Source organism: Streptosporangium sp. G11, assembly GCF_051192615.1.
GTDB lineage: Bacteria > Actinomycetota > Actinomycetes > Streptosporangiales > Streptosporangiaceae > Streptosporangium.
In genome coordinates, this window is record NZ_JBPJUQ010000002.1 from 93,849 (window position 1) to 117,930 (window position 24,082).

The window sequence follows — 24,082 nt, forward strand, 5'->3', positions numbered from 1 at the left end:
CGCGATCCAAGCCGCACCCACCACAATTTGGGCATGTCCAACGATTTCGGTTCTTATCCGGGTGACGCCTCCCGCGGCCCCGGTCACGGCGGCCCCCAGCAGCCGTATGGTCAGCAGCAGTACGGCGGCCAGCAGCAGTACGGTCAGCAGCCCCCCTCCTACGGCTACGCGCCTCCCGGCTACGGCACCCCGCAGGGACCGCCGCCCACCGGGAAGATCAAGCCTGGTATCGGGTGGATCGTCGGGGTCTGGCTGCTCGCCCTGGTCAGCATCATCGTCGGCATCGGCGGCTTCGCCGGGGGCATCTTCAACGCGGTCACCGACGCGGCGCCGACGCAGACGTTCGCCCCCGGCGAGGCCGCGACGGTCAAGATCGACCCGGCGGACAAGCCGGCGATCTACGTCGCCACGGGCGGTCCCACCCAGTTCGAGTGCACGCTGAAGGGCGGCACCGGCACGCCCAGACTTCAGAAGCCGGACGTCCAGCAGACCGTCGCGGGGCCCGACGGCGTCGCCTGGGAGATGGGCCTGCGGGTCGGCGTGGACCAGGCGGGCGACTACCAGGTCCAGTGCTCCGCCGATCCCGCCGAGGGCACCAAGTTCGGCGTGGGCAAGGAGTTCGCCGCCGAATCGCTGGTGGGCGGGGTGGTCGCCCTGTTTGTGATCCCCGGCATCGGGATCCTGCTGGCCATCCTCGTGACGATCGTCGTACTGGTGAAGCGGAGCGGCGCCCGCAAGCGCCAGGCCGCCGCGGCGCCGGTGGGGCAGTGGGGACAGCCGGGACCCTACGGCAGGTGACGGTGGCGTTTGCTAGCGTCCCACCTGATCCCCGGCGAGAGAGGGTGGACGGTCGGTGATGTACGAGCGTGACGTTCTGGCGGGAGACTGGCGGCGCCCGCGCAGGGGGACGATCCCTCAGGTTCCCGCGGAGCTCGACCTGGTCGTCGAGGACGCCGACGGCGGCTTCTGCGGCGCCGTGGTGGCCTGCGACAAGGAGGCCGTCACCCTGGAGGACCGCTTCGGGCGCCGGCGGGTGTTCCCGCTGGAGCCGGCCGCGTTCCTCCTGGAGGGCAAGGTCGTGACGCTCGTACGGCCCGCCGCCGCGCCGCGCGGCCCCCGGCGGAGCGCGTCGGGCTCCATCGCGGTGGAGGGCCTGCGGGCCCAGGTCGCCAAGGAGAGCCGGATCTACGTGGAGGGCGTGCACGACGCCGCGCTCGTGGAGAAGGTCTGGGGGCACGACCTGCGGGTCGAGGGCGTGGTCGTGGAGTATCTGGAGGGGGTCGACCACCTGCCCTCGATCGTCGAGGAGTTCGGCCCGGGGCCACGGCGGCGGCTGGGCGTGCTCGTCGACCACCTGGTGCCCGGTTCCAAGGAGAGCCGGATCGCCGCGCAGGTCTCCTCACCGCACGTGCTGATCGTCGGGCACCCGTTCGTGGACGTCTGGCAGGCGGTCAGGCCGCAGGTGCTCAAGATCCCTTCCTGGCCCTCGGTGCCACGCGGCGTGCCCTGGAAGGAGGGCGTCATCGCGGCGCTGGGCTGGAACGTGGAACCCGGCGCCGCATGGCGCCGCATTCTCGGATCGGTCACGACATATGCCGATCTGGAGCCCGAGCTCCTCGGCCCTGTCGAGGAGCTGATCGACTTCGTGACGGTTCCCGGCGAGGATGGCTAGGCCGTCAACCCCATCAGGAGGGGACATGAGCGAGAACCCCGAGGACCAACCGGGCGACGACCGGACGCGGCGCATCGGCGATCCCCCGCCCGGCCACACGTGGCCGGGCCAGAACCCCCCGCCCCCGGGCCAGGGGTACGGACAACCAGGGCAGGGCTACGGGCAACCGGACCAGGCGTACGGGCAACCGAAGCAGGGCCACGGGCAGCCCGGCCAGGGCTACGGACCCCCCGCCCAGGAGTACGGGCAACCGGGCCAGGCCTACGGGGGCTACCCGCCGCCCGCCTCCCCGTACGACGCGGGCGGCTACCAGCCCGGATACCCCGAGTACGGCGCGTACGGCTCGCCACAGGGATACGGCTACCAGGCGCCGCCCGGGACGTACGGACCGCGGCCCGGCAGCGACGACACCACCATGTCGATGCTCGCCCACCTGCTGGGCCTGCTGACCTCCTTCGTCGGCCCTCTGGTCCTCTATCTCGCGAAGAAGGACGAGTCGCCCTACGTGCGCGACCAGGCCGCCGAGGCGCTCAACTTCCAGCTCACGGTGCTGATCGCCTACGTCGTCTCCTGGGTCCTGGCGTTCGTGCTCATCGGCTTCGTGCTGATGTTCTTCCTCTGGATCGGATCGATCATCGTGACGATCATCGCCGCGGTGGCGGCCAACCGGGGAGAGAGATACCGCTATCCGATGAACATCCGTTTCGTCAGCTGACCCGGCGGCCCGACGGAGCCTCGGGGGAGATCGCGGCCGGTGGCCCGGCCAGGCCACGGGTCCGGTGGCCCGACAGGTCTCAGGTGAGGTCGCGGACCAGGGCGTCGGCCAGCAGGCGGCCGCGCAGGGTGAGCACCGCGCGGCCCGCCTTGAACGGCTCCACCTCCAGCAGGCCGTCAGCCAGCGCGCGGGCGACCACCGGGGGGCGTTCCAGCTCCCGGAGCGGGAAGCCCCTGGCGAGCCGCAGCTCCAGCATCAGCCGTTCCACCGCCCTGTCCTGAGGGCCCAGCACCTCGCGCGCGTGCGCGGGCGAGGTGCCCGCGGCCAGGCGCTGGGCGTAGGCGGCGGGGTGCTTGACGTTCCACCAGCGGGTGCCGCCGACGTGGCTGTGCGCCCCGGGGCCGACCCCCCACCAGTCGCCGCCGGTCCAGTAGAGCAGGTTGTGCCGGCAACGCCCGGCCTCCGAGGTCGCCCAGTTGGACACCTCGTACCACTCGAACCCCGCCTCGGCCAGCATGGCGTCGGCGATCAGGTAGCGGTCGGCGGCCACGTCGTCGTCGGGCATCGGGAGCTCGCCGCGCCTGATCCTGGCGGCCAGCTTCGTCCCGTCCTCGACGATCAGCGAGTACGCGGAGACGTGGTCGGGCCCTGCCTCGATCGCCGCGGCCAGCGACGCGCGCCAGTCGTCGTCGCTCTCCCCCGGCGTGCTGTAGATCAGGTCGAGGTTGACGTGGTCGAACCCCGCCTCCCTCGCCTCCCGTACGGCCAGCGCGGGGCGGCCGGGGGTGTGACGGCGGTCCAGCACCTGGAGCACGTGCTCGCGGGCGCTCTGCATCCCGAAGCTCATCCGGTTGAACCCGCCCTCGCGCAACTCCGCCAGGTAGGCGGGGTCCACCGACTCGGGGTTGGCCTCTGTGCTCACCTCGGCGCCGGGAGCGAGCCCGAACTCCTCCTCGATCGCCCGCAGGATCCGTACGAGGTCTCCGGCGGGGAGCAGGGTGGGGGTCCCACCGCCGAAGAACACGGTCTCGACGGGGAGGTGCGCGGCGCCGAGGTTGGCCCGTGCCCGCCGCACCTCGTCGACGGCGGTGTCCGCGTAGTCCTTCTGCGACGCGCCGGGGCCCAGCTCGGACGCCGTGTAGGTGTTGAAGTCGCAGTAACCGCACCGGGTCACGCAGAAGGGGACGTGGACGTAGAAACCGAAGGGGCGCTCGCCGAGGCCGGCGAGCGCGCTCTCCGGGAGCTCGCCCGAGGCCGGTACGGGATCACCGTCGGGAAGTGTGGATGGCACGCCCCAAGTCTGCCGCTTCCTCCGCGATGCCCGGGACGCCGAAGCCCGGGACGCGGCTCAACCCCCGCCCACCCGATACAAGGAGCCCTGCCGCCCCACCGGGACACCGAAACCCCAGACGCGACTCAACCCCCGCCCACCCGATGCAAACGGCCCTGCCGCTCCACCAGGACACCGAAGCCCCGGACGCGGCTCAACCCCCCACTCACCCGATGCAAACGGCCCTGCCGCTCCACCGGGACGCCTCCCTCGGCGCTCCCGGGCGTCAGATCTCCCGCTCGTCTCGCACCGGCAGGCCGTACCGCCGGGCGAGGGGGTTCCACAGCTTCAGGAAGCCCTTCTTGGCCGTGGTCGCCTCGCCGGAGAAAGCGAGACCGCGCCGGTAGTCGTCGTCGCCGCTCCAGGCGCGATCACACCCGGCCTCCTGGCGGGTCGCCCAGGCGAGGAACGCCTCGTCGGCGTTGAACGAGGCGGTCAGGGCCCTGACGAGGCGCTGCTTGACCGCGTCGCCGCCGTCGAGTTCGCCGGTGTCCAGCGCGTTGACCTGGACCACCTGCTCGCGGCGGGCGGCGGTGATCCGCTGGAGCGTGGCGAGCCCGGTGGCGGTGCCCTCGCAGGAACGCAGCTGGTCGAGGGCCGAGCCGAGGCCCGATCTGGAGCCCCCGCTGTCGGCGAGCAGGGCGTCGAGGACCCTGGCCTGGGTCTCGGCGTCCCCGGGACCTCCGTGAGCCCGCCCCGCCGGGGGCGTCCCGGTCTCCGCCTCCGTCCGGTCACCGGTCACCGTCCGGATGCCGCCCGCCACCGACGCGCCGCCGTTTCGCGGGGTGAGCCAGAGGGCCCCCGCGGCGACCATCGCCACCGTGAAGAGCGTGGCCATCGCGACCGGCGGCCAGACCTTGCGGTCGCCACGCGGCGGCCGGTCCCGGCCTCGGTCCCGCGGCGCCGGAGCCCGGTCTCCCTGCGCGGGCTGCCGGGGCCGCTCGTCCGGCGGGAGATGCTGCTGCCAGTCGGCGGGATCCTGCCGCCACTCTCCCGGCGGGACCCGGCCGCCCGGCGGAACGTCCCGCGGAGGCTGAGCCGACGGAAACCGGGCCTGCGGGGACTGGTCGACCGGGGGCTGCCCCCCCGTCGGCGCCCCACACCTGGGGCATCGTGGCAACCCCTTCACAGGGGTGCCACATCGGTTGCAGAACGCCTGCTGCTCCATGCCTTACCAAGTTAGCCGAAGCATCCCGCCGCCCACCGGTCAAAACGCCGTTGGCCGTTGACGGCCAGATCGCACAGGTCTACGATCCGGGAAAACTTAAAGGAAAGTTTCCTATAAGTTACTTATTTCAATCAGTGGAGAAGCCCGTGCAGAGACTCCTCCGTAAAGTGATCGCGACAGCCCTCGCCGCGGGTCTCGCGGCGGTGGCCGTACCGGCTACGGCCCAGGCCCAGGCGCCCCAGGAACACGGTGACCGCTACAAGCGGGTCGCCTACTTCATCCAGTGGGGCGTCTACGGCCGCAACTACCACGTCAAGGACATGGAGACCAGCGGCGCCGCCGCCAAGCTGACCCACATCAACTACGCCTTCGGCTTCGTCAACCCCGAGGGCGCCTGCTACTCCCCCGACCCGTGGGCCGACTGGCAGCGCCCGGTGCCCGCCGAGCAGAGCGTGGACGGCGTCGCCGACGCCGAGGGCCAGGCGCTGAACGGCAACCTGAACCAGCTCAAGAAGCTCAAGGCCAAGCATCCCGGCCTCAAGGCGCTGATCTCCCTTGGCGGCTGGACCGGTTCGAAGTACTTCTCCGACGCGGTGCTGACCCCCGAGGGCCGCGCCAAGCTGGCCGCCTCCTGCATCGACCTGTGGCTCAAGGGCAACCTGCCCGGCACCGCCCCCGGCACCGGTGCGGGCGTGTTCGACGGCATCGACCTCGACTGGGAGTGGCCCGGCTCCTCCGGGGCCGACGGCAACATCATCCGCCCCGAGGACAAGCGGAACTTCACCCTGTTCGTCACCGAGATCCGCCGCCAGATGAACGAGTTCGACCGGCGCACCGAGCTGACGGCCTTCCTGCCCGCCGCCGCCGCGAAGATCGACGCGGGCTTCGAGGTCCGCGACGTCTTCAAGCAGCTCACCTTCGCCACCGTCCAGGGCTACGACCTGCACGGCTCGTGGGAGACCGTCACCGGCCACAACGGCAACCTGTTCAACGACCGGCGCGACCCCAACCCGGTGAAGTACAGCGTGGACCAGACCGTCCGCGACTACCTCACGCGCGGCGCGCCCGCCAAGAAGATCGTGGTAGGCGTACCGGCGTACGGCCAGGGCTGGACCGGCGTCACCGGCGGCAAGAACGGCCTGTACGGCACCGCCACCGGCCCCGCTCCCGGCACCTTCGCCGCCGGGAGCGAGGACTACAAGATCCTCGTGAACAAGCCGGGCAAGCGCTACCGCGACCTGCTGACCGGGTCCGTGTGGCTCTACGACGGTAACGAGTTCTGGTCCTACGACGACCCGACCTCGCTGCTCCAGAAGGCGGCCTACATCCGCCTGAAGGGCCTCGGCGGCTCGATGATGTGGTCCATCGACCAGGACGACACCAAGGCGTCGCTCACCTCGGCGCTCTACAGCGTCCTGCGCTGAGCGACCCTCTCATACCGGGCGAGGCCGCAGGATCTGGGTCATCGGCGGCCTCGCCCGCACGTTTCACCCCTGAGCACGGGTTCGCCCCTTGAGGGCCGGCCGTCGCCGTCCACCCGGACAGCACACGCGCCGCTCTCGCGACCGTCGCCGTACGCGGCCCGCCGCCCCGTCCGGGGCGGCACGCCTACTTCTTGGCCTTGTCCGTGGAGGACTCGGTGGACAGCGCGGCGACGAACGCCTCCTGGGGCACCTCGACGCGGCCGACCATCTTCATCCGCTTCTTGCCTTCCTTCTGCTTCTCCAGCAGCTTGCGCTTGCGGGAGATGTCGCCGCCGTAGCACTTGGCGAGGACGTCCTTGCGGATGGCGCGGATGTTCTCACGGGCGATGACCCGGGCACCGATGGCCGCCTGGATCGGCACCTCGAACTGCTGCCTGGGGATGAGCTCGCGCAGCTTCTTGGCCATCTCGACCCCGTAGGCGTATGACTTCTCCCGGTGGACGATGGCGCTGAAGGCGTCCACCGCCTCGCCCTGGAGCAGGATGTCGACCTTGACCAGGTCCGACTCCTGCTCGCCCGAGGGCTCGTAGTCCAGCGAGGCGTAACCGCGCGTACGGGACTTGAGCTGGTCGAAGAAGTCGAAGATGATCTCGCCGAGCGGCATGGTGTAGCGGATCTCGACGCGGTCCTCGGACAGGTAGTCCATGCCCTGCAGGTTGCCCCGGCGGTTCTGGCAGAGCTCCATGATCGCGCCGATGAACTCCGAGGGGACCAGCACGGTCGTCTTGACCATCGGCTCGTAGACCTTCTCCACCTTGCCGGTGGGGAACTCCGAGGGGTTGGTGACGACGACCTCCTTGCCGTCCTCCATGATCACCCGGTAAACCACGTTGGGCGCGGTCGAGATGAGCGAGAGGTTGAACTCGCGCTCCAGCCGCTCGCGGACGATCTCCATGTGGAGCAGGCCGAGGAAGCCGCACCGGAATCCGAAGCCCAGGGCCGCGGAGGTCTCCGGCTCGTAGTCCAGGGCCGCGTCGTTGAGCTGGAGCTTGTCCAGGGCCTCGCGCAGGTCGGGGTAGTCGTCACCGTCGATGGGGTACAGGCCCGAGAAGACCATGGGCTTGGGGTGGTCGTACCCGCTGAGCGCCTGGAGGGCCGGCCGCGTCACGGAGGTCACCGTGTCGCCGACCCGCGACTGGCGGACGTCCTTCACACCGGTGATCAGGTAGCCCACCTCGCCGACGCCGAGCCCCTTCTCGGCGATCTTGGGCTCGGGCGAGATGACGCCGATCTCCAGCGTCTCGTGGGCCGCGGTGGTGGACATCATCAGGATGCGCTCGCGCTTGCCCAGGTGACCGTCCATGACCCGGACGTACGTGATCACGCCGCGGTAGGTGTCGTAGACCGAGTCGAAGATCAGTGCGCGGGCGGGCGCGTCGGCGTCACCGACCGGGGCCGGGACGTTCGCCACCACGTGGTCCAGCAACTCGCCGACACCCACGCCCGTCTTGCCGGAGACCCTCAGCACGTCCTCCGGCTCGCAGCCGATGAGGTGGGCGATCTCCGCGGCGTACTTCTCCGGCTGGGCGGCGGGCAGGTCGATCTTGTTGAGCACCGGAATGATCGTCATGTCGTTGTTCATGGCCAGGTAGAGGTTGGCCAGCGTCTGCGCCTCGATGCCCTGCGCGGCGTCGACCAGCAGGATCGCGCCCTCACACGCCTGGAGCGACCGGGAGACCTCGTAGGTGAAGTCGACGTGCCCGGGGGTGTCGATCATGTTGAGGACGTAGTCGGTGTCGCCGACCTTCCAGGGCAGCCTGACCGCCTGCGACTTGATCGTGATGCCGCGCTCGCGCTCGATGTCCATCCGGTCGAGGTACTGGGCGCGCATGGAACGGTCGTCGACCACTCCGGTGATCTGCAGCATGCGGTCGGCGAGCGTCGACTTGCCATGGTCGATATGCGCGATGATGCAGAAGTTGCGGAGCACAGCGGGGTCGGTCTGGCCAGGCTGAATGCGCACCGGGGTCCGTTTCAACAGATTGATGACGATCATACGGCTGGCATGCCAGCCGTCTTCCATGGTGACATGTCCGGGTGATTGCCCGGACCAGAGCACGGCGCGGCCTGCGGTTCCTCGCTATGGTGGCGGCCCTGCTCCTCGCGCTTCCAGGGGTGGCCGTGGCCACCCTCACCCTGCAGTTTACCGGGACACCAGCCTCATGGGCGAAGACGACCGGCCACGACGCCCTGTGGCTGGGCCACGCGTGGGTCGACGGCCGCAAGACGGCCGACGACGTGCGGACCCTCGCCGCCCGGCTGCGAAAGACCGGGATCAGGGACGTGTACGTCCACTCCGGCCCGTTCGACCCCGACGGGACACTGCCCGTCGGCAAACACCCCCGGGCCGCCGACTTCCTGAAATGGTGGCGCGAGGAGCTGCCCAAGGTCAGGGTGTCGGCCTGGCTCGGCCAGAAGGTCGACGGCGTCCTGGACCTCGACGACCCGGACTCCAGGCGGCGCGTGCTGGACGGCGCCCGCGCGATCATGACGCTCGGCTTCGACGGCGTCCACTACAACTTCGAGCCGATCGGCGACGGCGACACGGACTTCCTGGACCTGCTGACCCAGACCCGCGCGATCGTGGGCGACGGCCTGCTCTCCACCTCGACCCCGCAGATCGAGCCGTTCCCGCTCGTCCGCCCGGCCGCGCGCGCCGTCACCGGCCGCGACAAGTACTGGTCGCCCGACTACTTCGGCCAGGTGGCGAAGCTCACCGACCAGGTGGCGATCATGACCTACGACTCCTATCTCCCCTTCCCCTCCGTCTACGGCGGCTACGTCGTACGGCAGAGCTCGCTGGCGCTGGAACTCGTCCCCGAGGAGAAGACGGTGCTGATCGGCGCACCGGCCTATCATGACCACGGCGTCGCCTGGGCCGACGACGCCGAGAGCGTCGAGAAGGCGGCCCGGGGCGCCCGGCTGGCGTTGACCTCGTACGGCAAACCGCGCGAGCGGTTCGGCCTGGCCCTCTACGTCGACTTCGCCGCCACCAAGGAAGACTGGGCGGAGTACGAGAAGTTCTGGTTCAAGCCGTGAGCGTTCTGGTCCGGGTCACCAGGATCACACGCTAAACTGATCAGGCATCCCTCTGCCCGGCCTGTCGATTTGAGTGTCGACCACGGCAGTTGGTAGCCTAGTCAACTGCGTGTGGCGCGCCCTCTCTGCCCGCGCGCCCCATCCAACGACATTCACCGAGGCTTCTTCGTGGCGAACATCAAGTCCCAGATCAAGCGCAACCGGCAGAACGAGAAGGCCCGGCTGCGTAACAAGGCTGTCAAGTCTTCCCTGAAGACGGCCATCCGCAAGTTCCGCGAGGCCGCCGAGCAGGGTAACGTCGAAGAGGCCGTCGTGCTGCAGCGCGCCGCCTCCCGCCAGCTGGACAAGGCCGCCAGCAAGGGCGTGATCCACAAGAACCAGGCTGCCAACCGCAAGTCGGCGATCGCCCAGCGCGCCGCCGCCCTGTCGGTCGCCAAGTAGTTCCAGGTTTCGCGGACGCCGCATCCCCTTGGGGAATGCGGCGTTCTTGCGTTTCGCCCCGGCTCTCCCCGGTGCGCCTAACGCCCCATACGGTTGGCGACCACGGTCTGGATCATGTGTTCCAGCGCGTACGCGGGGTCGGCACCGCCGCCCTTCACCTGCGCGTCGGCGGTGGCGGCGGCCTGGATCGCACGGGCGAGCCCCTCGGGCCCCCAGCCGTTCAGCTGCCGCTGGACCCGGTCGATCTTCCAGGGCGGCATGCCGAGATGGCTGGCGAGCTGGCCGCCCCGGAGGTTGCGGGGAGCGCCTCCCACCTTGGCCAGCGAGCGCAGGCCCCCGGCGAGCGCGCTCACGAGCAGGACGGGGGCCGTACCGGTCGAGAGCGCCCAGCGCAGCTGCTCCAAGGCGTCGCCCAGCCGCCCCTCGACGGCCGAGTCGGCCACGGTGAACCCGCTGACCTCGGCCCTGCCCCGGTGGTAGCGCGCGACCGCGGCCTCGTCGATCGTCTTGCCGGGGGTGTCGAAGGCGAGCTGGCTGCACGCGGCGGCCAGCTCGCGCAGGTCGTTGCCCACGGCGTCGAGGAGCGCGGCGGCGGCGTCGGCCCCGATGGTGCGTCCGGCCCGCTTCAACTCCGCCTTGACGAATGCCAGGCGCTCGGCCGGTTTGGTCACCTTGGTGACGGAGACCACCTGGGCTCCGGCCTTCTTGACCCCGTCGACCAGGGCCTTCCCCTTGACGCCTCCCGGGTGGACGAGGACCAGCACGGTCTCCTCCGCCGGGTGGGCCGCGTAGGAGACGATCTCGGTGATGACGTCCTTGCCGAGATCCTGGGCCGAGCGGACGACCACCACGGACCTGTCGCCGAACAGCGAGGGCGACGTCATGCGGGTGAGCTCCCCGAGCTCCATCTTCGAGCCCGGGAGGTCGTGCACCTCGGCGGTCGGATCAGCCGCCCTGGCCGCCGAGGTCACCTCGCTCACCGCGCGGTCGGCCAGCAGTTCCTCGTCGCCGAGTATCAGGATCACGGGTGCCGGATCGGTTGCCGCCATGTCGAGCAGCATGCCACGTCCCAGTGACCGGATGGGTCGTCGGCAAGTCGTTCGCAATCGGAATGCAGGTGCCGCGAGGCACCCTGAGAACAACACAAGAGGTGAGAACGATGACGAACTCCACTATTCGCCGCCACGCCTGCCCCCGCTGCGGAACGTCCCTCGACGAGGGCCCGATCATGTACCGTTGCGCGCGCTGCAGCCGGTCGGTCTACGCCGCCGACGTGAACACCGAGTTCCGCCGCCCGGCCAGGACCGGCAACTGACCCGCACCGCGCCGGTCGGAACCGGAACCCGACCCGCGCCGACTCGTTCGGGGCGCTTCGAGCCGTCCGCCAGCGGGTCCGCGCGCCCCCGGGCGACGACCGCCAGAGCCCCCTCCCGGGCCACCACCGCGAGGTCTCCCGACAGATCCGTCCGGTAGACGCGCGCGCCGAGCCGGTGCAGCGCGGCCAGGGTCGACGGGGCGGGGTGTCCGTAGTCGTTGTCCGCCCCCACGCTGATCAGAGCGGCACGGGCACCGGAGGCGGCGAGGAAGGCCGGGTCGTGCCTGCCCGATCCGTGGTGCGGAACCTTGAGGATCTCGGCGGGCGGCAGGCCGCGCCGGAGCAGCTCCGCCTGGGCCTCGGTCTCGATGTCGCCGCTGAGCAGGGCCGCCCCCAGGGCCCAGCGGACGTGCACCACCACACTGGCGTTGTTGACCGCCGCCCCCTCCCCCGCGCCGGGCGGGGACGTCTCGTCCGCCGGGCCGATGACGGTGAGCTCCGAGGGGCCGAACCGCCAGCTCACACCGGGCCTCGCCGCCCACTCGACCACGTGGCGGCGGGCGAGATCGTCGCTCAGCCTCTCCCCCTCGCGCTCTCCGGCACCTCGCGGGGTCACCATCACCGCCCCCACGGAGCGCCCGCGGAAGACACCGTCGAGCCCTCCCACGTGGTCGAGGTGCGGGTGGGTGAGGATGACCAGCGGCACCTCCCCGACCCCCATGGAGCGCAGGCAGCGGTCCATCCGCACCGGGTCGGGGCCCGCATCCACCACCACGGCCCGCCCCGGCCCCGCCGCGACGAGTAACGCGTCACCCTGGCCGACGTCACAGGCCACCAGGAGCCATCCACGAGGCGGCCAGCGTGCCACGACGGGCGCGGCCACCGCTACGGCGAGGAGCAGCCCGGTGAGGACCGCCAGGGCGATCAGGCGTGGCCGCCGACGTCGCAGCACCAGCACGATGAGCGGGACGGCACCGGCCAGCAGGAGCAGCCCGGTGACACCGCCCGGCCACGGGATCACGCCCAGCGGGAGCCCGGCGGCGTGCCCGGCCACCTCGATGATCCATCCGGTGGCCAGCCCCGCCGGCCGGACCAGCAACTGGGCGAGCCCCATGTGCAGGGGCGCGATCAGCGCCACCGCGAAGCCGAGCAGGGTGGCGGGGGCCACGGCCGGGCCCGCGAGCAGGTTGGCCGGGATCGCCACCGGTGCGAGCTGCCCCGACATCAGGACCAGGACGGGGGTGACGGCGACCTGGGCGGCGGCGGCCACGGCGGTCGCCTCGGCGAGCCATCGGGGCATGCGGGTCGAGAGCCGGTCGCGCCAGCGCGGAGCGAGGACCAGGATGCCCGCGGTGGCCGTGACCGACAGGGCGAAACCGTAGGAGCGGGCGAGGTCGGGGACGAAGAAGATCAACCCCAGAACCGTCGCCGACAGGGCGGCGACACCGTCGCGCGAGCGGCCCGTGCCGAGGGCGAGGGCGGCGACCCCGCCCATCAGGAGGGCCCTGAGCACGCTGGGCGAGGGCCGGGCGACGACCGCGAAGGCGACCATGGCCGACATCGCCAGCACCGCCCGCGCCGCGAGAGGCAGCCCGGCCAACCTGGCCAGCGCGACCGCCGCCCCCGCCACGACGGCGAGATTCGCGCCGGAGACCGCGAGCAGATGGCTGAGGCCCGCCGCTTTGAAGTCGGCCTTGACCTGCTCGTCCATCCGGGACACGTCGCCGACCACCAGGCCGGGCAACAGCCCGCGCTGCGCCGGCGGCAACACGTCGGACGCCTCCCGCAACCCCGACCTGAGCGCCCCGGCCGCGCGCTGCTCCCAGGAGGGCCCGCTCAGGACCCGCGGTGCTCCCCTGACCAGCACCACCGCCGCGAGCAGTTCTCCGGGGTCGGCCGGGCCGAAGCGCCCGGTGACCTCCACTCGCTGGCTGGGCAGCAGGGAGCGCCACTCGGCGCCCGAGACGAACAGCACCACCGGAGCCCGCAGCGCCACCCTGCCCGCTCCCGTCCCGACCGACTCGACCCGGGCGGGCACCACGAAACTCGCCCGCGGGAAAGGCCCCTCCCTCCGGCCCGTCTCCCGGGGGTCGTCGGTCACCACCACCTCGGCCACCGCCAAGACGTTTCCTCCGGCGAGCTCGGCGACCGGTCCCGTACCGACCGCGTGCACCCGAAAGGCCACCGACACCGCCACCGCGGCCGTGCACCCCAGAACCGCGATCACCGCGTTCTGAGGGCCCACCGCTCCCCTTGCCCGGGTCAGGACGGCCACGGCCAGAGCACCCGCGGCCATGAGACCGGCGATCACGACACCGGTCACGGCTGAGCAGCCCAGCAGGACGAGGGCGGTCATCCATGAGGCCACCGCCGGCAGGACCAGATGCGCGGCATGCGCGCGCCATCCCTTCACGGAACCGTCGAGACTTCCCGACCCCCCACCCTTCCAGGAGCCGCCGGCCCCGCCGAGGCCTCGGGAACGACCGGACCCGCTGGGCCCACCGGGCCCCTTGAGATCGGGAGCGGCACCCGTACCAGGGCCACCGGAGCCGCCGGCCGCGGCGACCGTGGTGAACCGCGTCATGATCGCCCTCGCGACCGGCGCGTCAGACACGGACCTTGTCGCGCATCTCGGCGTACTTACGCTCGCCTATCCCGCTCACGTCGCGGAGCTGCTCGACGGTACGGAAGCCGCCGTGGGCGTCGCGGTATTCGGCGATGCGCCGGGCGAGCACCTCGCCCACGCCCGGCAGTTGCTCAAGCTGCTCGGGGGTGGCCGTGTTGAGGTCGACGACGGCGGTGGCGGGATCTCCGGGATTCACCGAGGTGGGCGCCGCGACGGCGGCCGTGCCGGAGCGGCCGACGACGATCTGCTCGCCGTCGACGAGCCTGCGCGCGAGGTTGAGGGACCCTGTGGCGGCTGCCCCACGGATGCCCCCGGCCTCCTGGACCGCGTCGGCGACCCGGGACCCGCCGGGCAACGTGATCACCCCTGGACGCCGGACCTTACCCGTCACGTGCACGGTCAGCTCGGCGACCGGCGCGGACCGCTGCGGCGGAGTGGTGACGGGCGCCGACAGCGGCGACCCGGAGACCGGCATCGGCGGGGCGAGGGGCTCAGGCTCAGGTTGGGATCGCCAGGCGTACACACCTCCCGCGACGGCGGCCGCCAGGGCGACGAGCAGCAGGAGGCGCAGCCCGGGGCGCCCGGGACCGAGCGCGGGCCCCTGAGTGGCCACGACCTTGCGAAGCGCCTCGAAGGACGGCGGAATCGGCGCCGAACGCATGCGCGAGGCGGGGCCGTCGTGGACGACGGCGTCCTCTGGCCCGTCCTGAGCGCCGGGCCGCGCGTGCCTGCCCGGCCCCGGTGTGCCGGCCGGACGGCGTGGCAGGGGCGCGGGGTCGGGTGATCCGCGCCCGGTCAGGGTCCGCAGCCGCGACTCGGCTTGGAACCGCTCGATGTTCTGGCCTGTGGTCCGCACCCGCAGGACGTTACGACGACGGCGACGAGCGGACTTTCACCGAATCCCCTTCTGTGGATAACCGGCGGACCGCGTGGCGGGGGGGCGGGGGCGGGGATCCAGGCCGCCTGATCGGCCCGCAGGGGACCAGAGACATGTAAGCCCAAAGACGTGCGAGCCCAGAAGCCTGTGGGGGTGGGGATGTCCGGACACGGAGGCGCGCGCCCCGAAGACGTGCAGGCCGGAAACCCGCGGGCGTCCGGCGCCTCTCTCTGTCACGGACCCGAAGAGACCACGGACCCGAAGACATCACCACTCCGAAGACGGCGGAGACTCGCGAGAGGAGATGGTGATGCCGAGCATGCCGGGGCCGACGTGGGCGCCGATGACCGGGCCGACCTCGACGACGACCACCTTGGTGAGAGCGGGAATCCGCAGGGGCAGGCGTGCGGCCAGGGTCTCCGCACGGGACCTGGCGCCGAGATGCTGGACGGCGACCTCCACCGGGCCCGCGCCCGCAGCCTCGACCGCGAGGTCTTCGAGGCGGGCGATGGCGCGGCTCGCCGTACGGACCTTCTCCAGGGGGACGATCGTGCCGTCGGAGATGTGCAGGATCGGTTTGATCATCAGTGCCGAGCCGAGGAGGGTCTCCGCGGCGCCGATCCGCCCTCCCCTGCGGAGATACTCCAGGGTGTCGAGGTAGAAGAAGCTGCGGACCGATTCGGCGCAGCGGCGGGCGGCGTCCGCCACCTCGGCCCGGGTCGCGCCCTCCGCGGCGGCGCTCGCGGCGGCGAGGACGGGGAACCCGAGGCCCATGGCGATGGATCTGCTGTCGACGACGTCGACCGGGATGGGGGAATCCTCGGCTCCCGCGCGGGCGGCCTCGACCGTACCGGACATCTCCGCGGACAGGTGGATGGAGACGATGCCGGTCGCGCCCCGGGCCGCCGCCTCGTCGTAGGCCTCCGCGAAACGCCGCGGGGCGGGCCTGGAGGTCGTCATCCGGCCTCGTTCCCTCAGCGCGTCGCCCACGCTCGGGCCGTCGGCCCGCGCCATGTCGTCGAACGACCTGCCTCCCACGACCACCTGGAGCGGCACCACGATGATCCCCAGGCGGGAGACCTCCTCCGGCGGGAGGTAGGCGGTGGAGTCCGTGACGACGGCGACCGGTGGAGGCATGTCCAGAGGCTATGTGGAGGAGATCACGCGAAGGAGACGGGAGTGACCTCTTCCTCCGTCTCCCCCATGAGCGACGAGGCTCCACACAGACAGAGCGAGACCCCACGCGGGCAGAGCACGGACAGGGCGAGACCCCACGCGGACGGCCGCATGGACGGAGGCGGTGAAGACGACAGAGGAAGGACCTGCCGGAAGTGAGAGGGCCACCGGGAGGGAGGAGCCGGCGGGCGAGGGCCGCGAAGCCGAGCCCGCCGGAGAGGAGAGGAGAGGAGAGCTACTGGACGGGGGTGCCGCCGCGCCAGACCCGGCGGGGCTTGAGGCCGAAGGCCCAGGCGAAGGCGCCCTCGTGGTCGGCGTCCCACTGGACGATGTCGGCCAGGCGGCCGGGGGCGAGAACACCGCGGTCGGGAGCGCCGAGAACCGTGGCGCCACCGAGGGTGGCGGCTCGGAGGGCGTCGCCGACGCTCATGCCGAAGGCCGCGACGGCGAGGCTGATGACCAGGGACATCGAGGTGATTCCGCAGTGGCCCGGGTTGTGGTCGCTGCCGAGGGCCACGGTGACCCCCTGGGCGAGCATCCGGCGGACCGGGGGCAGGCTGCCACGCTGGAGGGCCGTACCGGGGCAGACCACGGCGGGGACGCCGTAGCGGGCCAGGATCGCGATGTCCTCGTCGGTGGTGTGGTGAAGCAGGTCGGCGGAGGCGCAGCCGAGCTCGGCTGCGAGCTGGACGGCGCCGCGCCGGGTGTAGGCGCCGGCGTGCACGCGCGGCAGCAGGCCGACGTTGCGTCCGGAGGCCAGGACCCAGCGGGCCTCCTCCGCGGTGAAGTGGCCCTCGTCGCAGTAGACGTCGACACCGTCGGCTCCCGCCGCGGCGGCGTCGGCGCACCAGGCGCCCACGGCCTCGACGTAGTCGCGCTGGCGGCCGAAGTATTCGGGCGGGACGACGTGCGCGGCCATGAAGGTCACGTGCACGCGCGGCATCATCGGCTCTTTCTCCAGCTCGCGCAGGAGCCGCACGTCGGCCAGCTCGCCGTCACGGGTGAGGTGGTAGCCGGTCTTGGCCTCGATGGTGGTGGTGCCGCTGAGCAGCCAGTCGCGGAGTCGCTCACGGACGCCGTTGCAGAGCGTCCAGGGGTCGGTGCCGCGGGTGACCGTCACGGTGGAGCCGATGCCGCCGCCCGCCGCGGTGATCGCGGAGGGGGTGGAACCGCTGGAGCGCATCGCCATCTCGGCGTAGCGGTTTCCCGCGTAGACCGGATGGGTGTGCGCGTCGATCAGGCCGGGGGTGACCAGCGCGCCGCCCAGGTTCTCGACGTGGTCGACGTCGACGATGTCGTCGACGACACCGGGCACGCTCTGCGGAAGGTCCGCGGCGCGGCCGACCCAGGCGATCCGGTCGTTGTGGACGAGGATCGCCGCGTTGCTGAACACGTCGTTTCCGGTCCAGAGCCGGCCGATGTTGGTCAGGAGGCGGACCGTCATCGCATCACCGCCTTGTGTTCAGGGGAAGACACTTGGAGGAGGACCGCACCCGGACGGGGCGGGCCGCCCCGGACATCGCCGGGCACCGTGCCCTTCAAGCCCGCTGTGAGTCCGGACGGCATCGGGGGTCTCCTGCTCTCATCCGCGTATCTGTTTGTGCGGCGACAGTATCGCCGAGATCATGATCGGGCGATTTCAGTTCAGTTACGTTATTTCACAAGTCAGCCCGCTGTACAGGCTAATTGGGAAGAACGCCGCCCCTCCGCGATCGCGCCTCACCCGCCGGCTCGACGATCACGCGTGGCGTTGAGCAACTTTCCACAGCTCAGACTACTTCTTCATCGCGCGCAACAGTAGTCACCAGAGCAACTTGCGTCATAACATCTCGCTAGATTTGCCTTATGGTAGCAATCCAAACCTTGGGCGACCACTGTCACTTTTGAGGCTTTTGTACGTTTTCGCGTTCTTACAGTTCAGCCATCGCAGGCCCTCTGACGCAAGTTCCGTCATTGAAACACGGCCCGCCACCACTCTAAGCTGGCCGCGGGAAGGCCTGAACCGTGATCCTCTCTCCCTCCCCCACGGTCGATCTTCGATCTCCCCTCCCGTGCGGGCCACGCAGCCCGGGAGGGCGCACGGAAACCCCACGATGTGATACGGCGGCGCAGGCCGCCCGACCCGGTCGCTCCACCCCTGAAGCACTGACCACAAGCGGCCCACCAAACCCCCAAAAAAGGTCGTAAGCAGGACCTCCCATGTAGCCTTTCGTGCGAGTTGTCTCCAGGCCGTACGCATGGGAGTTGCCTTGTCCGTCCACGCGGACGCCGGTCGGCGTCGCATCGAAGAACTTTTCCAGGAGCACGAGACGCGCGTCTTCAAGCGCTGGCTTGAGATCGCCCGTTCGTCCACGGGCAGCACCGGCAATCAGGCGGATCGCGGAAGCCTGGCCGACCAGTTACGTGAGCTCTACCAGGCGCTGCGCCGGTCGTTCGGCGACTCCGGCGATCTCAGCGACCTGCGCGGCCTGCTCGCCGAGCTCTCCCGGGACCGTGCCCGCCAGGGATTCACCCCGACCGAGACCGCGATCGTGGTCTTCGGCCTGAAGGAGGCTCTCTACGAGATCGTCGAGGAGGACGGCTCCCCCGAGGCCGTCCGAGGTTTCATCTGGTTCTCGCGGGTAATCGACGACCTCGGGCTTTTCACCATGGAAAGCTACACGTCGGCCAGGGAGAAGATCATCATCGATCAGGCGGAGCAGTTGCTGGAGCTGTCCACCCCGGTGGTCAAGCTCTGGGACGGCATCGTCGCGGTCCCGCTGGTCGGCACGCTCGACTCGGCCAGGACCCAGGTCGTCATGGAGAAGCTGCTGCAGACGCTCGTCGACACCGGCTCCGAGCACGCGGTGATCGACATCACGGGGGTGCCCGCCGTCGACACCGAGGTCGCCCAGCACCTGCTCAAGACCGTGGTGGCGGCCCGGCTGATGGGCGCCGAGTGCGTGATCTCCGGCATCCGCCCGCAGATCGCCCACACGATCGTCACCCTCGGCATCGAGTTCGGCGACATCGTGACCAAGGCCACCCTCGCCGACGCGCTGGCCCACACGCTGCGGGCGAGCGGGGTCAAGTTCGTCAAGGGCGGGGAGTCCCGCATCGCCGTGCGGACGGTGCAGGGTTGATGGATCGCGTCCCCATCCTCAAGCTCGGCGACATCCTGATCGTCTCCATCCAGATCGACCTGCAGGACATGAGCGTGCTCGCGCTCCAGGAGGACCTGTCGGAGAAGGTGGTCGCGACCGGCGCGCGAGGGGTGATCATCGACATCACCGCCGTGGAGATCGTCGACTCCTTCATCGGCCGGATGCTGGCCACCATCGCGGCGATCTCGCGCATGCTCGACGCCGAGACGATCGTCGTCGGTATGCGGCCGGCGGTGGCGATCACCCTCGTCGAGCTCGGCCTCTCTCTCGGCGGCGTGCGCACGGCGCTCAACCTTGAGAAGGGCGTCGCCCTGCTGAACCAGATCGAGAACTCCCAACGCTCCGCGGCCTCCTGGTGACGACCCCTGAGGAACTGCCCATCAACGTCAACGGCGACGTCGTGCTGGTCCGCCAGCACGTCAGGACCGTCGCGGTGAAGGTGGGCCTGTCCCTGGTCGACCAGACCAAGGTGGTGACCGCGGCCAGCGAGCTGGCCCGCAACGCCCTGGTCTACGCGGGAGGCGGGCAGGTGCGGGTCGAGGTCGTCCACAAGGGCATGCGGCGCGGCCTGCGAATGATCTTCAGTGACAGCGGCCCCGGCATCCCGGACGTCGAGCAGGCGCTGACCGACGGGTGGACCACCGGCGGAGGCCTGGGGCTCGGCCTCAGCGGCTCCCGCCGCCTGGTCGACGAGTTCGACCTCGTGTCGACTCCCGGTGAGGGCACGTTGATCACGGTGACGAAATGGGCTCGCTGATCCACTCCCAGCGCGACGTCTGGGTACGCGCCGAGGACGCCAGCACGATCGGTGCCCTCCGCCGTACCGCCGTGACGCTCGCCGAGGTCCGCGGATTCGGCGAGGAGGACACCGGGCGGGTCGCCGTCGCGGTGAGCGAGGCCGCGTCGAACCTGGTCAAGCACGCGACCGAGGGGATCATGCTGATCCGCCCGCATCCGGAGCTGGACTCGGCGGTGGAGGTCCTCGCGATCGACCGGGGGCCGGGGATGCGCGACGTCTCCCGTGCCCTGCGCGACGGTTACTCCACCACCGGCACGCTCGGCATCGGGCTGGGCGGCATCGCCCGGATGGCCAGCGGCTACGAGGTTCACTCCATACCCGACCGGGGCACTGTGCTCGACATGTACTTCGTCGCGCAGGGCGCCCCGCGCCCTCCGTCCAGGGTGAGCGGCCTGACCCGCCCCATCGGCGAGGAGACCGTCTGCGGCGACGCGTTCGTGATCAGCGAGGAGGGCACCACGACGACCGTGATGCTCTGCGACGGCCTCGGCCACGGCCCCGCGGCCGCCCAGGCCTCCCAGGAGGCGGTACGGCTGTTCCTGCGGCACGCCGACCTCGCCCCGGTCACCGCCCTGGAGCGCATCCACACCGGCCTCGGTCACACCAGGGGCGGCGCGGTCGCCGTGGCCCGCGTCGACGGCGCCGCGGGCACGGTGAGCTTCGCCGGCCTCGGCAACGTCTCCGCGTGGATCGCCCACAACGACGGCCGCCAGGGGATGATCTCGGTCCCGGGCATCGCCGGCCACAAGGCCAGAACCCTGCGCCAGTACGAGTACGCCGTGCCTCCGCACAGCGTCGTCCTGCTCCACTCCGACGGATTGTCCGAACGCTGGGACATCACCTCCTATCCCGGGCTCGTCACGCGCCTTCCCTCCATCGTCGCGGGCACGCTGCTGCGCGAGGCCGGGACCCGCAGGGACGACGCCTGCGTGGTCGCCGTCAGGCCGAGCGCATGACCGGGGACGAGCTGATCCAGATCCGCGTCCGGGACGACCAGGACGTCTTCGCCATGCGCAAGCTGGGCCGCGAGGTGGCGGGGAGCGTCGGGCTGGAGACCCAGGACCAGATCCGGGTGGCCACCGCGCTGAGCGAGATCGGCAGGGAACTCGTCGAGGCGGGGGCCGACGCCTCCGTCGCCTTCCGGCTGGAGCGGGACGCCCTGCTCGTCGCGATCGACTTCTCTGCGAAGATCGGTTTCCGTTCGTCGGACGGCGTGACGCTGGCGGGGCGTCTCGTCGACCTCATCGAGCTTGATCCCGCCGAGGGAAGAATAAGCATGGTCAAACGGCTCCCGCAGGGCCGAAAGCCCAGACTCTCGGCGGAGGAGATCCGCACCAGGCTCGCCACCATGGCGCCCACCACGGCCCTCGACGAGCTGCGCAGGCAAAACCGCGAGCTCGCCGACACCCTGGAGGAGGTCCTGCAGCTCAACACCGAGCTGCAGGAGACCAACCAGGGAGTCCTCGCGCTCTACAACCAGCTGTCGGAGGAGCTGGAGGAGACCAACCGCGGGGTCGTGGCCCTCTACGCCGAGCTGGACGAGAAGTCCGCGCAGCTCCGGACGGCGAGCGACGCGAAGAACAGGTTCTGGGCCACCGTCAGCCACGAGCTGCGCACCCCCCTCAACTCGATCATCGGCCTGGTCCGCCTCCTGGTCGGCCCCGGCGGGGAGCCCTTGGCCGTCGAGCAGCTCCACCAGATCAACCTCATCGGTTCCTCCGCGGAGACGCTCCTGTCGCTGGTGAGCGAGTTGCTCGACATGGCGAAGGCCGAGGCGGGGAGACTCGACCCCCAGCCCTCCATGGTCGACCTGGTGGCCCTGGCCGAACGGCTGCGCATGACGCTGCACCCCACCGCCGGCAACGACGAGGTGACGCTCACGGTGGAGGTCTCGCAGGCGCCGCCGGAGATGCTGGTGGACGAGGTGATGCTCACCCGGATCCTGCGCAACCTGCTCTCCAACGGGCTGAAGTTCACCGAGCGGGGCGAGGTCAAGCTGGAGGTGAGCCTCGACGCGACCACCCGCGACCTGGTCTTCACCGTGACCGACACCGGGATAGGCGTGCCCGAGGAGCACCTGGAACGCGTCTTCGAGGAGTTCTTTCAGGTTCCCGGGCCGATCCAGGTGCGGAGCAAGGGGACCGGGCTCGGCCTGCCGTACGCCCGCAGGCTGGCGGAGGCACTGGGCGGCGCGCTGCACCTGACCAGCGTCGCGGGGTCCGGCACCACGGCCGTCCTGAGGCTGCCCTACCGGCACGACGACGCTCCCGTGGTCGGCCGGTTGCTCATCGTGGACGACGACGAGGAGTTCCGCGCCGTCGTACGCAGGATGCTCACCGGGTTCGCCGCGCACATCGACGAGGCCTCCGACGGCCTGAGGGCGCTGGAGATGATGAAGGAGAATCCACCCGACATCGCCCTGGTGGACCTGCTGATGCCCCGTCTCGACGGCACCGCGCTGATGCTGCGGATGTCCGACGACGAGCGGCTGCACCGGGTACCGGTGATCATCGTGACCGTCGCCACGGCGCGTCAGGCCCCCGAGGGGGCGCACATGGTGGTCTCCAAACAGGAACTCCGCCGTGACACCCTGCTGGAGGCGATCGGAAGCGCCCTGGGACACGTCGATGAGTGACAGCGGGGCGACGGTGCTGGTCGTGGACGACACCCCGACCAAGCTGTACATCCTGTCGAGCTGGCTGCGGCGCTCGGGGCACGAGGTCGTGCAGGCCACCGGCGGCATGGAGGCGCTCGTCAAGGTCAGGGAGCTCCATCCGGACCTCGTCGTCCTGGACGTGCGGCTGCCCGACATCAGCGGCTACGAGGTCTGTGAGCAGATCAAGGCGGACCCGGCGACGTCCTTCATCCCGGTCATCCAGATCTCCGGGGCGGCGATCACCCCGGCGGACCGGGCCCAGGGGCTCGAACGCGGGGCGGACGCCTACCTGGCGGAACCGGTCGAGCCGGACGAGTTCGCCGCGACGGTCGAGGCCACGCTGCGCTACTACCGTGCCCGGCAGCGGGCCGAGCTGATGGCCAGGCGGCTGGCCGCCCTCACCGAGGTCACGCTCTCGATGAACTCCGCCGAGACGTTCGACGAGCTCCTCGCCACGGCCGTCGGGGGAACCTCACAGATCCTGGGGCGGCACGCGGGCACGCTCGCCCTGCCTCCTGACGGCCGGACCCGCAGGTTCGTCGCCCTCCCGCCCGAGAACGCCGCCCAGGTCAAGGTCGCGGCGTCGGACACGCTGCCCAGGCTGAGCGCGATGTCCCTGGGCGCCGCCGCCGGCACCCAGGTCTTCACGGTATCGGCCGCCGAGTGGACGGAGCTGATGCCTGACACGACGCTCGGCGGCGACGTCCTGGCCGTGGTCTGCCGCACCAAGCTGGGCAGGCCCCCCGTCTACCTCGGGGTGCTGCAGGTTCCGCCGCTCGACGCCGACGAGTCCAACGTGCTGCGCCAGCTCGGCCAGGCCCTCGCCCTCGCCGTGGACGCGCTGCGGGCGTACGCCGAGGAGCACGCGATCGCCCTCACCCTGCAGCGCAGCCTGCTGCCGGCGCGGATCCCCGAGACCCCCGGGCTCGCGATCAGCTGGCGGTACCAGCCGGCGGTCGACAACGTCGAGGTCGGCGGCGACTTCTACGAGGTCCTGCGGCTGGGACACCGGGTGCTCATCGCCATCGGCGACGTCCAGGGACACTCCCTGCTGGCCGCCACCGTCATGGCGGAGCTTCGCCACGCGCTGCGCGCCTCCGTCATCGGCACCTCGGACCTCGGCGCGTCGATGGCGCTGCTCAACGAGGTGCTGCGGCGCTACCACCCCGGCATGACCGCCACCGTGTGCCTGCTCCTGATCGACCCGGCGACCGGGGAGATGGAGGTCTCGAACGCGGGGCACATCCCTCCCCTTTTCATCACGGACGGTCACGCCCGCTACCACCGTCTGGGCAATCTCCTGCTGGGGGTGGCCGAGGAGACCTACCGGGTCGACCGGGTGAACGTCCCCGAGGGAGGCTCGGTGCTGATGTTCACCGACGGGCTCATCGAGGACCGCGACAAGCTGCTCGACGAGAGCCTGGAGATCGTACGGCACCTGGCGGAGCGGGTGGAGGAGGACCTGGAGGTCTTCTGCGACCGGCTGATCGAGCGGTTCGGCGCCAGGGAGGACGACGTGGCGCTGGTGGTGTTCCGCCGCGGTACGGATCGCTGAGCGCCGCCCCGGGCCCGCCGTACCGCCCCACGAGAGACGGTACGGCGTGACGGACTTCTGCGGCCCCGGCCGACGACCGTACGGTG

20 protein-coding genes are annotated in these 24,082 nt (G+C 70.9%); 12 read left to right on the forward strand and 8 right to left on the reverse strand.

Translation table 11 applies throughout. From position 1 onward, the window contains the following. Positions 1-33: 33 nt before the first annotated feature. Genes ACSDR0_RS02530 through ACSDR0_RS02540 form a run of 3 tightly spaced genes read left to right on the forward strand, consistent with a single transcriptional unit; the run spans position 34 to position 2,387 of the window. On the forward strand, positions 34-798 hold the full coding sequence (locus tag ACSDR0_RS02530; RefSeq protein WP_435287058.1) for a hypothetical protein: 765 nt from the start codon (positions 34-36) through the stop codon (positions 796-798). 58 nt (positions 799-856) lie between these two features. Continuing rightward, positions 857-1,672 carry a DUF3097 domain-containing protein gene (locus ACSDR0_RS02535; RefSeq protein ID WP_435287285.1) on the forward strand — a complete coding sequence of 272 codons (816 nt, stop codon included), beginning with the start codon at positions 857-859 and terminating at the stop codon, positions 1,670-1,672. 25 nt (positions 1,673-1,697) lie between these two features. Further along, complete coding sequence (locus ACSDR0_RS02540) at positions 1,698-2,387, forward strand: DUF4870 domain-containing protein (protein ID WP_435287059.1); 690 nt, start codon at positions 1,698-1,700, stop codon at positions 2,385-2,387. Positions 2,388-2,466: 79 nt separating this feature from the next. On the opposite strand, the gene hemW is transcribed toward ACSDR0_RS02540, so the two are convergent. Both hemW and ACSDR0_RS02550 read right to left on the reverse strand, forming a co-directional pair. Continuing rightward, positions 2,467-3,678: a radical SAM family heme chaperone HemW gene (gene hemW / locus ACSDR0_RS02545; RefSeq protein WP_435287060.1), complete on the reverse strand. Its 1,212-nt coding sequence runs from the start codon at positions 3,676-3,678 to the stop codon at positions 2,467-2,469. A 265-nt stretch (positions 3,679-3,943) separates the two neighbouring features. Continuing rightward, on the reverse strand, positions 3,944-4,555 hold the full coding sequence (locus tag ACSDR0_RS02550; RefSeq protein ID WP_435287061.1) for a hypothetical protein: 612 nt from the start codon (positions 4,553-4,555) through the stop codon (positions 3,944-3,946). 476 nt (positions 4,556-5,031) lie between these two features. Here ACSDR0_RS02550 and ACSDR0_RS02555 point away from each other — a divergent pair, with 476 nt between their 5' ends. Beyond that, positions 5,032-6,309, forward strand: a complete 1,278-nt coding sequence (locus tag ACSDR0_RS02555) for a glycoside hydrolase family 18 protein (RefSeq protein ID WP_435287062.1) — start codon at positions 5,032-5,034, stop codon at positions 6,307-6,309. 184 nt (positions 6,310-6,493) lie between these two features. On the opposite strand, the gene lepA is transcribed toward ACSDR0_RS02555, so the two are convergent. Continuing rightward, the gene (gene lepA, locus ACSDR0_RS02560) at positions 6,494-8,365 is read right to left on the reverse strand and encodes a translation elongation factor 4 (RefSeq protein WP_435287063.1); all 1,872 of its coding nucleotides are present in this window, start codon (positions 8,363-8,365) and stop codon (positions 6,494-6,496) included. 41 nt (positions 8,366-8,406) lie between these two features. Here lepA and ACSDR0_RS02565 point away from each other — a divergent pair, with 41 nt between their 5' ends. Both ACSDR0_RS02565 and rpsT read left to right on the forward strand, forming a co-directional pair. Further along, the gene (locus tag ACSDR0_RS02565) at positions 8,407-9,408 is read left to right on the forward strand and encodes a hypothetical protein (protein ID WP_435287064.1); all 1,002 of its coding nucleotides are present in this window, start codon (positions 8,407-8,409) and stop codon (positions 9,406-9,408) included. Between the two features lie 168 nt (positions 9,409-9,576). Beyond that, a complete protein-coding gene (gene rpsT / locus ACSDR0_RS02570) occupies positions 9,577-9,849 on the forward strand; it encodes a 30S ribosomal protein S20 (RefSeq protein ID WP_435287065.1) in 273 nt (90 codons plus the stop codon). 77 nt (positions 9,850-9,926) lie between these two features. Here rpsT and holA read toward each other — a convergent pair whose 3' ends face one another. From holA to hutI, 5 genes are all read right to left on the reverse strand, one after another. After that, positions 9,927-10,898 carry a DNA polymerase III subunit delta gene (gene holA / locus ACSDR0_RS02575; protein ID WP_435287066.1) on the reverse strand — a complete coding sequence of 324 codons (972 nt, stop codon included), beginning with the start codon at positions 10,896-10,898 and terminating at the stop codon, positions 9,927-9,929. A 177-nt stretch (positions 10,899-11,075) separates the two neighbouring features. Next, positions 11,076-13,520, reverse strand: a complete 2,445-nt coding sequence (locus ACSDR0_RS02580; protein ID WP_435287067.1) for a ComEC/Rec2 family competence protein — start codon at positions 13,518-13,520, stop codon at positions 11,076-11,078. Between the two features lie 250 nt (positions 13,521-13,770). After that, complete coding sequence (locus ACSDR0_RS02585; RefSeq protein WP_435287068.1) at positions 13,771-14,646, reverse strand: helix-hairpin-helix domain-containing protein; 876 nt, start codon at positions 14,644-14,646, stop codon at positions 13,771-13,773. 288 nt (positions 14,647-14,934) lie between these two features. Next, a complete protein-coding gene (locus ACSDR0_RS02590; protein WP_435287069.1) occupies positions 14,935-15,804 on the reverse strand; it encodes a DegV family protein in 870 nt (289 codons plus the stop codon). Between the two features lie 274 nt (positions 15,805-16,078). Then, a complete protein-coding gene (gene hutI / locus ACSDR0_RS02595) occupies positions 16,079-17,287 on the reverse strand; it encodes an imidazolonepropionase (protein ID WP_435287070.1) in 1,209 nt (402 codons plus the stop codon). A gap of 805 nt (positions 17,288-18,092) precedes the next feature. Between hutI and ACSDR0_RS02600 the strand changes: the two genes are divergently transcribed. The 6 genes from ACSDR0_RS02600 to ACSDR0_RS02625 are packed head-to-tail and all read left to right on the forward strand — an operon-like array spanning position 18,093 to position 23,996. Next, a complete protein-coding gene (locus ACSDR0_RS02600) occupies positions 18,093-18,965 on the forward strand; it encodes an STAS domain-containing protein (RefSeq protein ID WP_435287071.1) in 873 nt (290 codons plus the stop codon). Beyond that, entirely contained in the window at positions 18,965-19,345 is a 381-nt protein-coding gene (locus tag ACSDR0_RS02605; protein ID WP_435287072.1) for an STAS domain-containing protein, read from the forward strand. Before ACSDR0_RS02600 ends, ACSDR0_RS02605 begins: the two co-directional genes overlap by 1 nt. Continuing rightward, positions 19,342-19,743 carry an anti-sigma regulatory factor gene (locus ACSDR0_RS02610; protein ID WP_435287073.1) on the forward strand — a complete coding sequence of 134 codons (402 nt, stop codon included), beginning with the start codon at positions 19,342-19,344 and terminating at the stop codon, positions 19,741-19,743. The genes ACSDR0_RS02605 and ACSDR0_RS02610 overlap by 4 nt, the downstream gene beginning before the upstream one ends. Continuing rightward, positions 19,731-20,741 carry an ATP-binding protein gene (locus tag ACSDR0_RS02615; protein ID WP_435287074.1) on the forward strand — a complete coding sequence of 337 codons (1,011 nt, stop codon included), beginning with the start codon at positions 19,731-19,733 and terminating at the stop codon, positions 20,739-20,741. Before ACSDR0_RS02610 ends, ACSDR0_RS02615 begins: the two co-directional genes overlap by 13 nt. Next, entirely contained in the window at positions 20,738-22,420 is a 1,683-nt protein-coding gene (locus ACSDR0_RS02620) for an ATP-binding response regulator (protein ID WP_435287075.1), read from the forward strand. The genes ACSDR0_RS02615 and ACSDR0_RS02620 overlap by 4 nt, the downstream gene beginning before the upstream one ends. Further along, positions 22,413-23,996, forward strand: a complete 1,584-nt coding sequence (locus tag ACSDR0_RS02625) for a SpoIIE family protein phosphatase (protein ID WP_435287076.1) — start codon at positions 22,413-22,415, stop codon at positions 23,994-23,996. Before ACSDR0_RS02620 ends, ACSDR0_RS02625 begins: the two co-directional genes overlap by 8 nt. Positions 23,997-24,082: the final 86 nt, after the last annotated feature.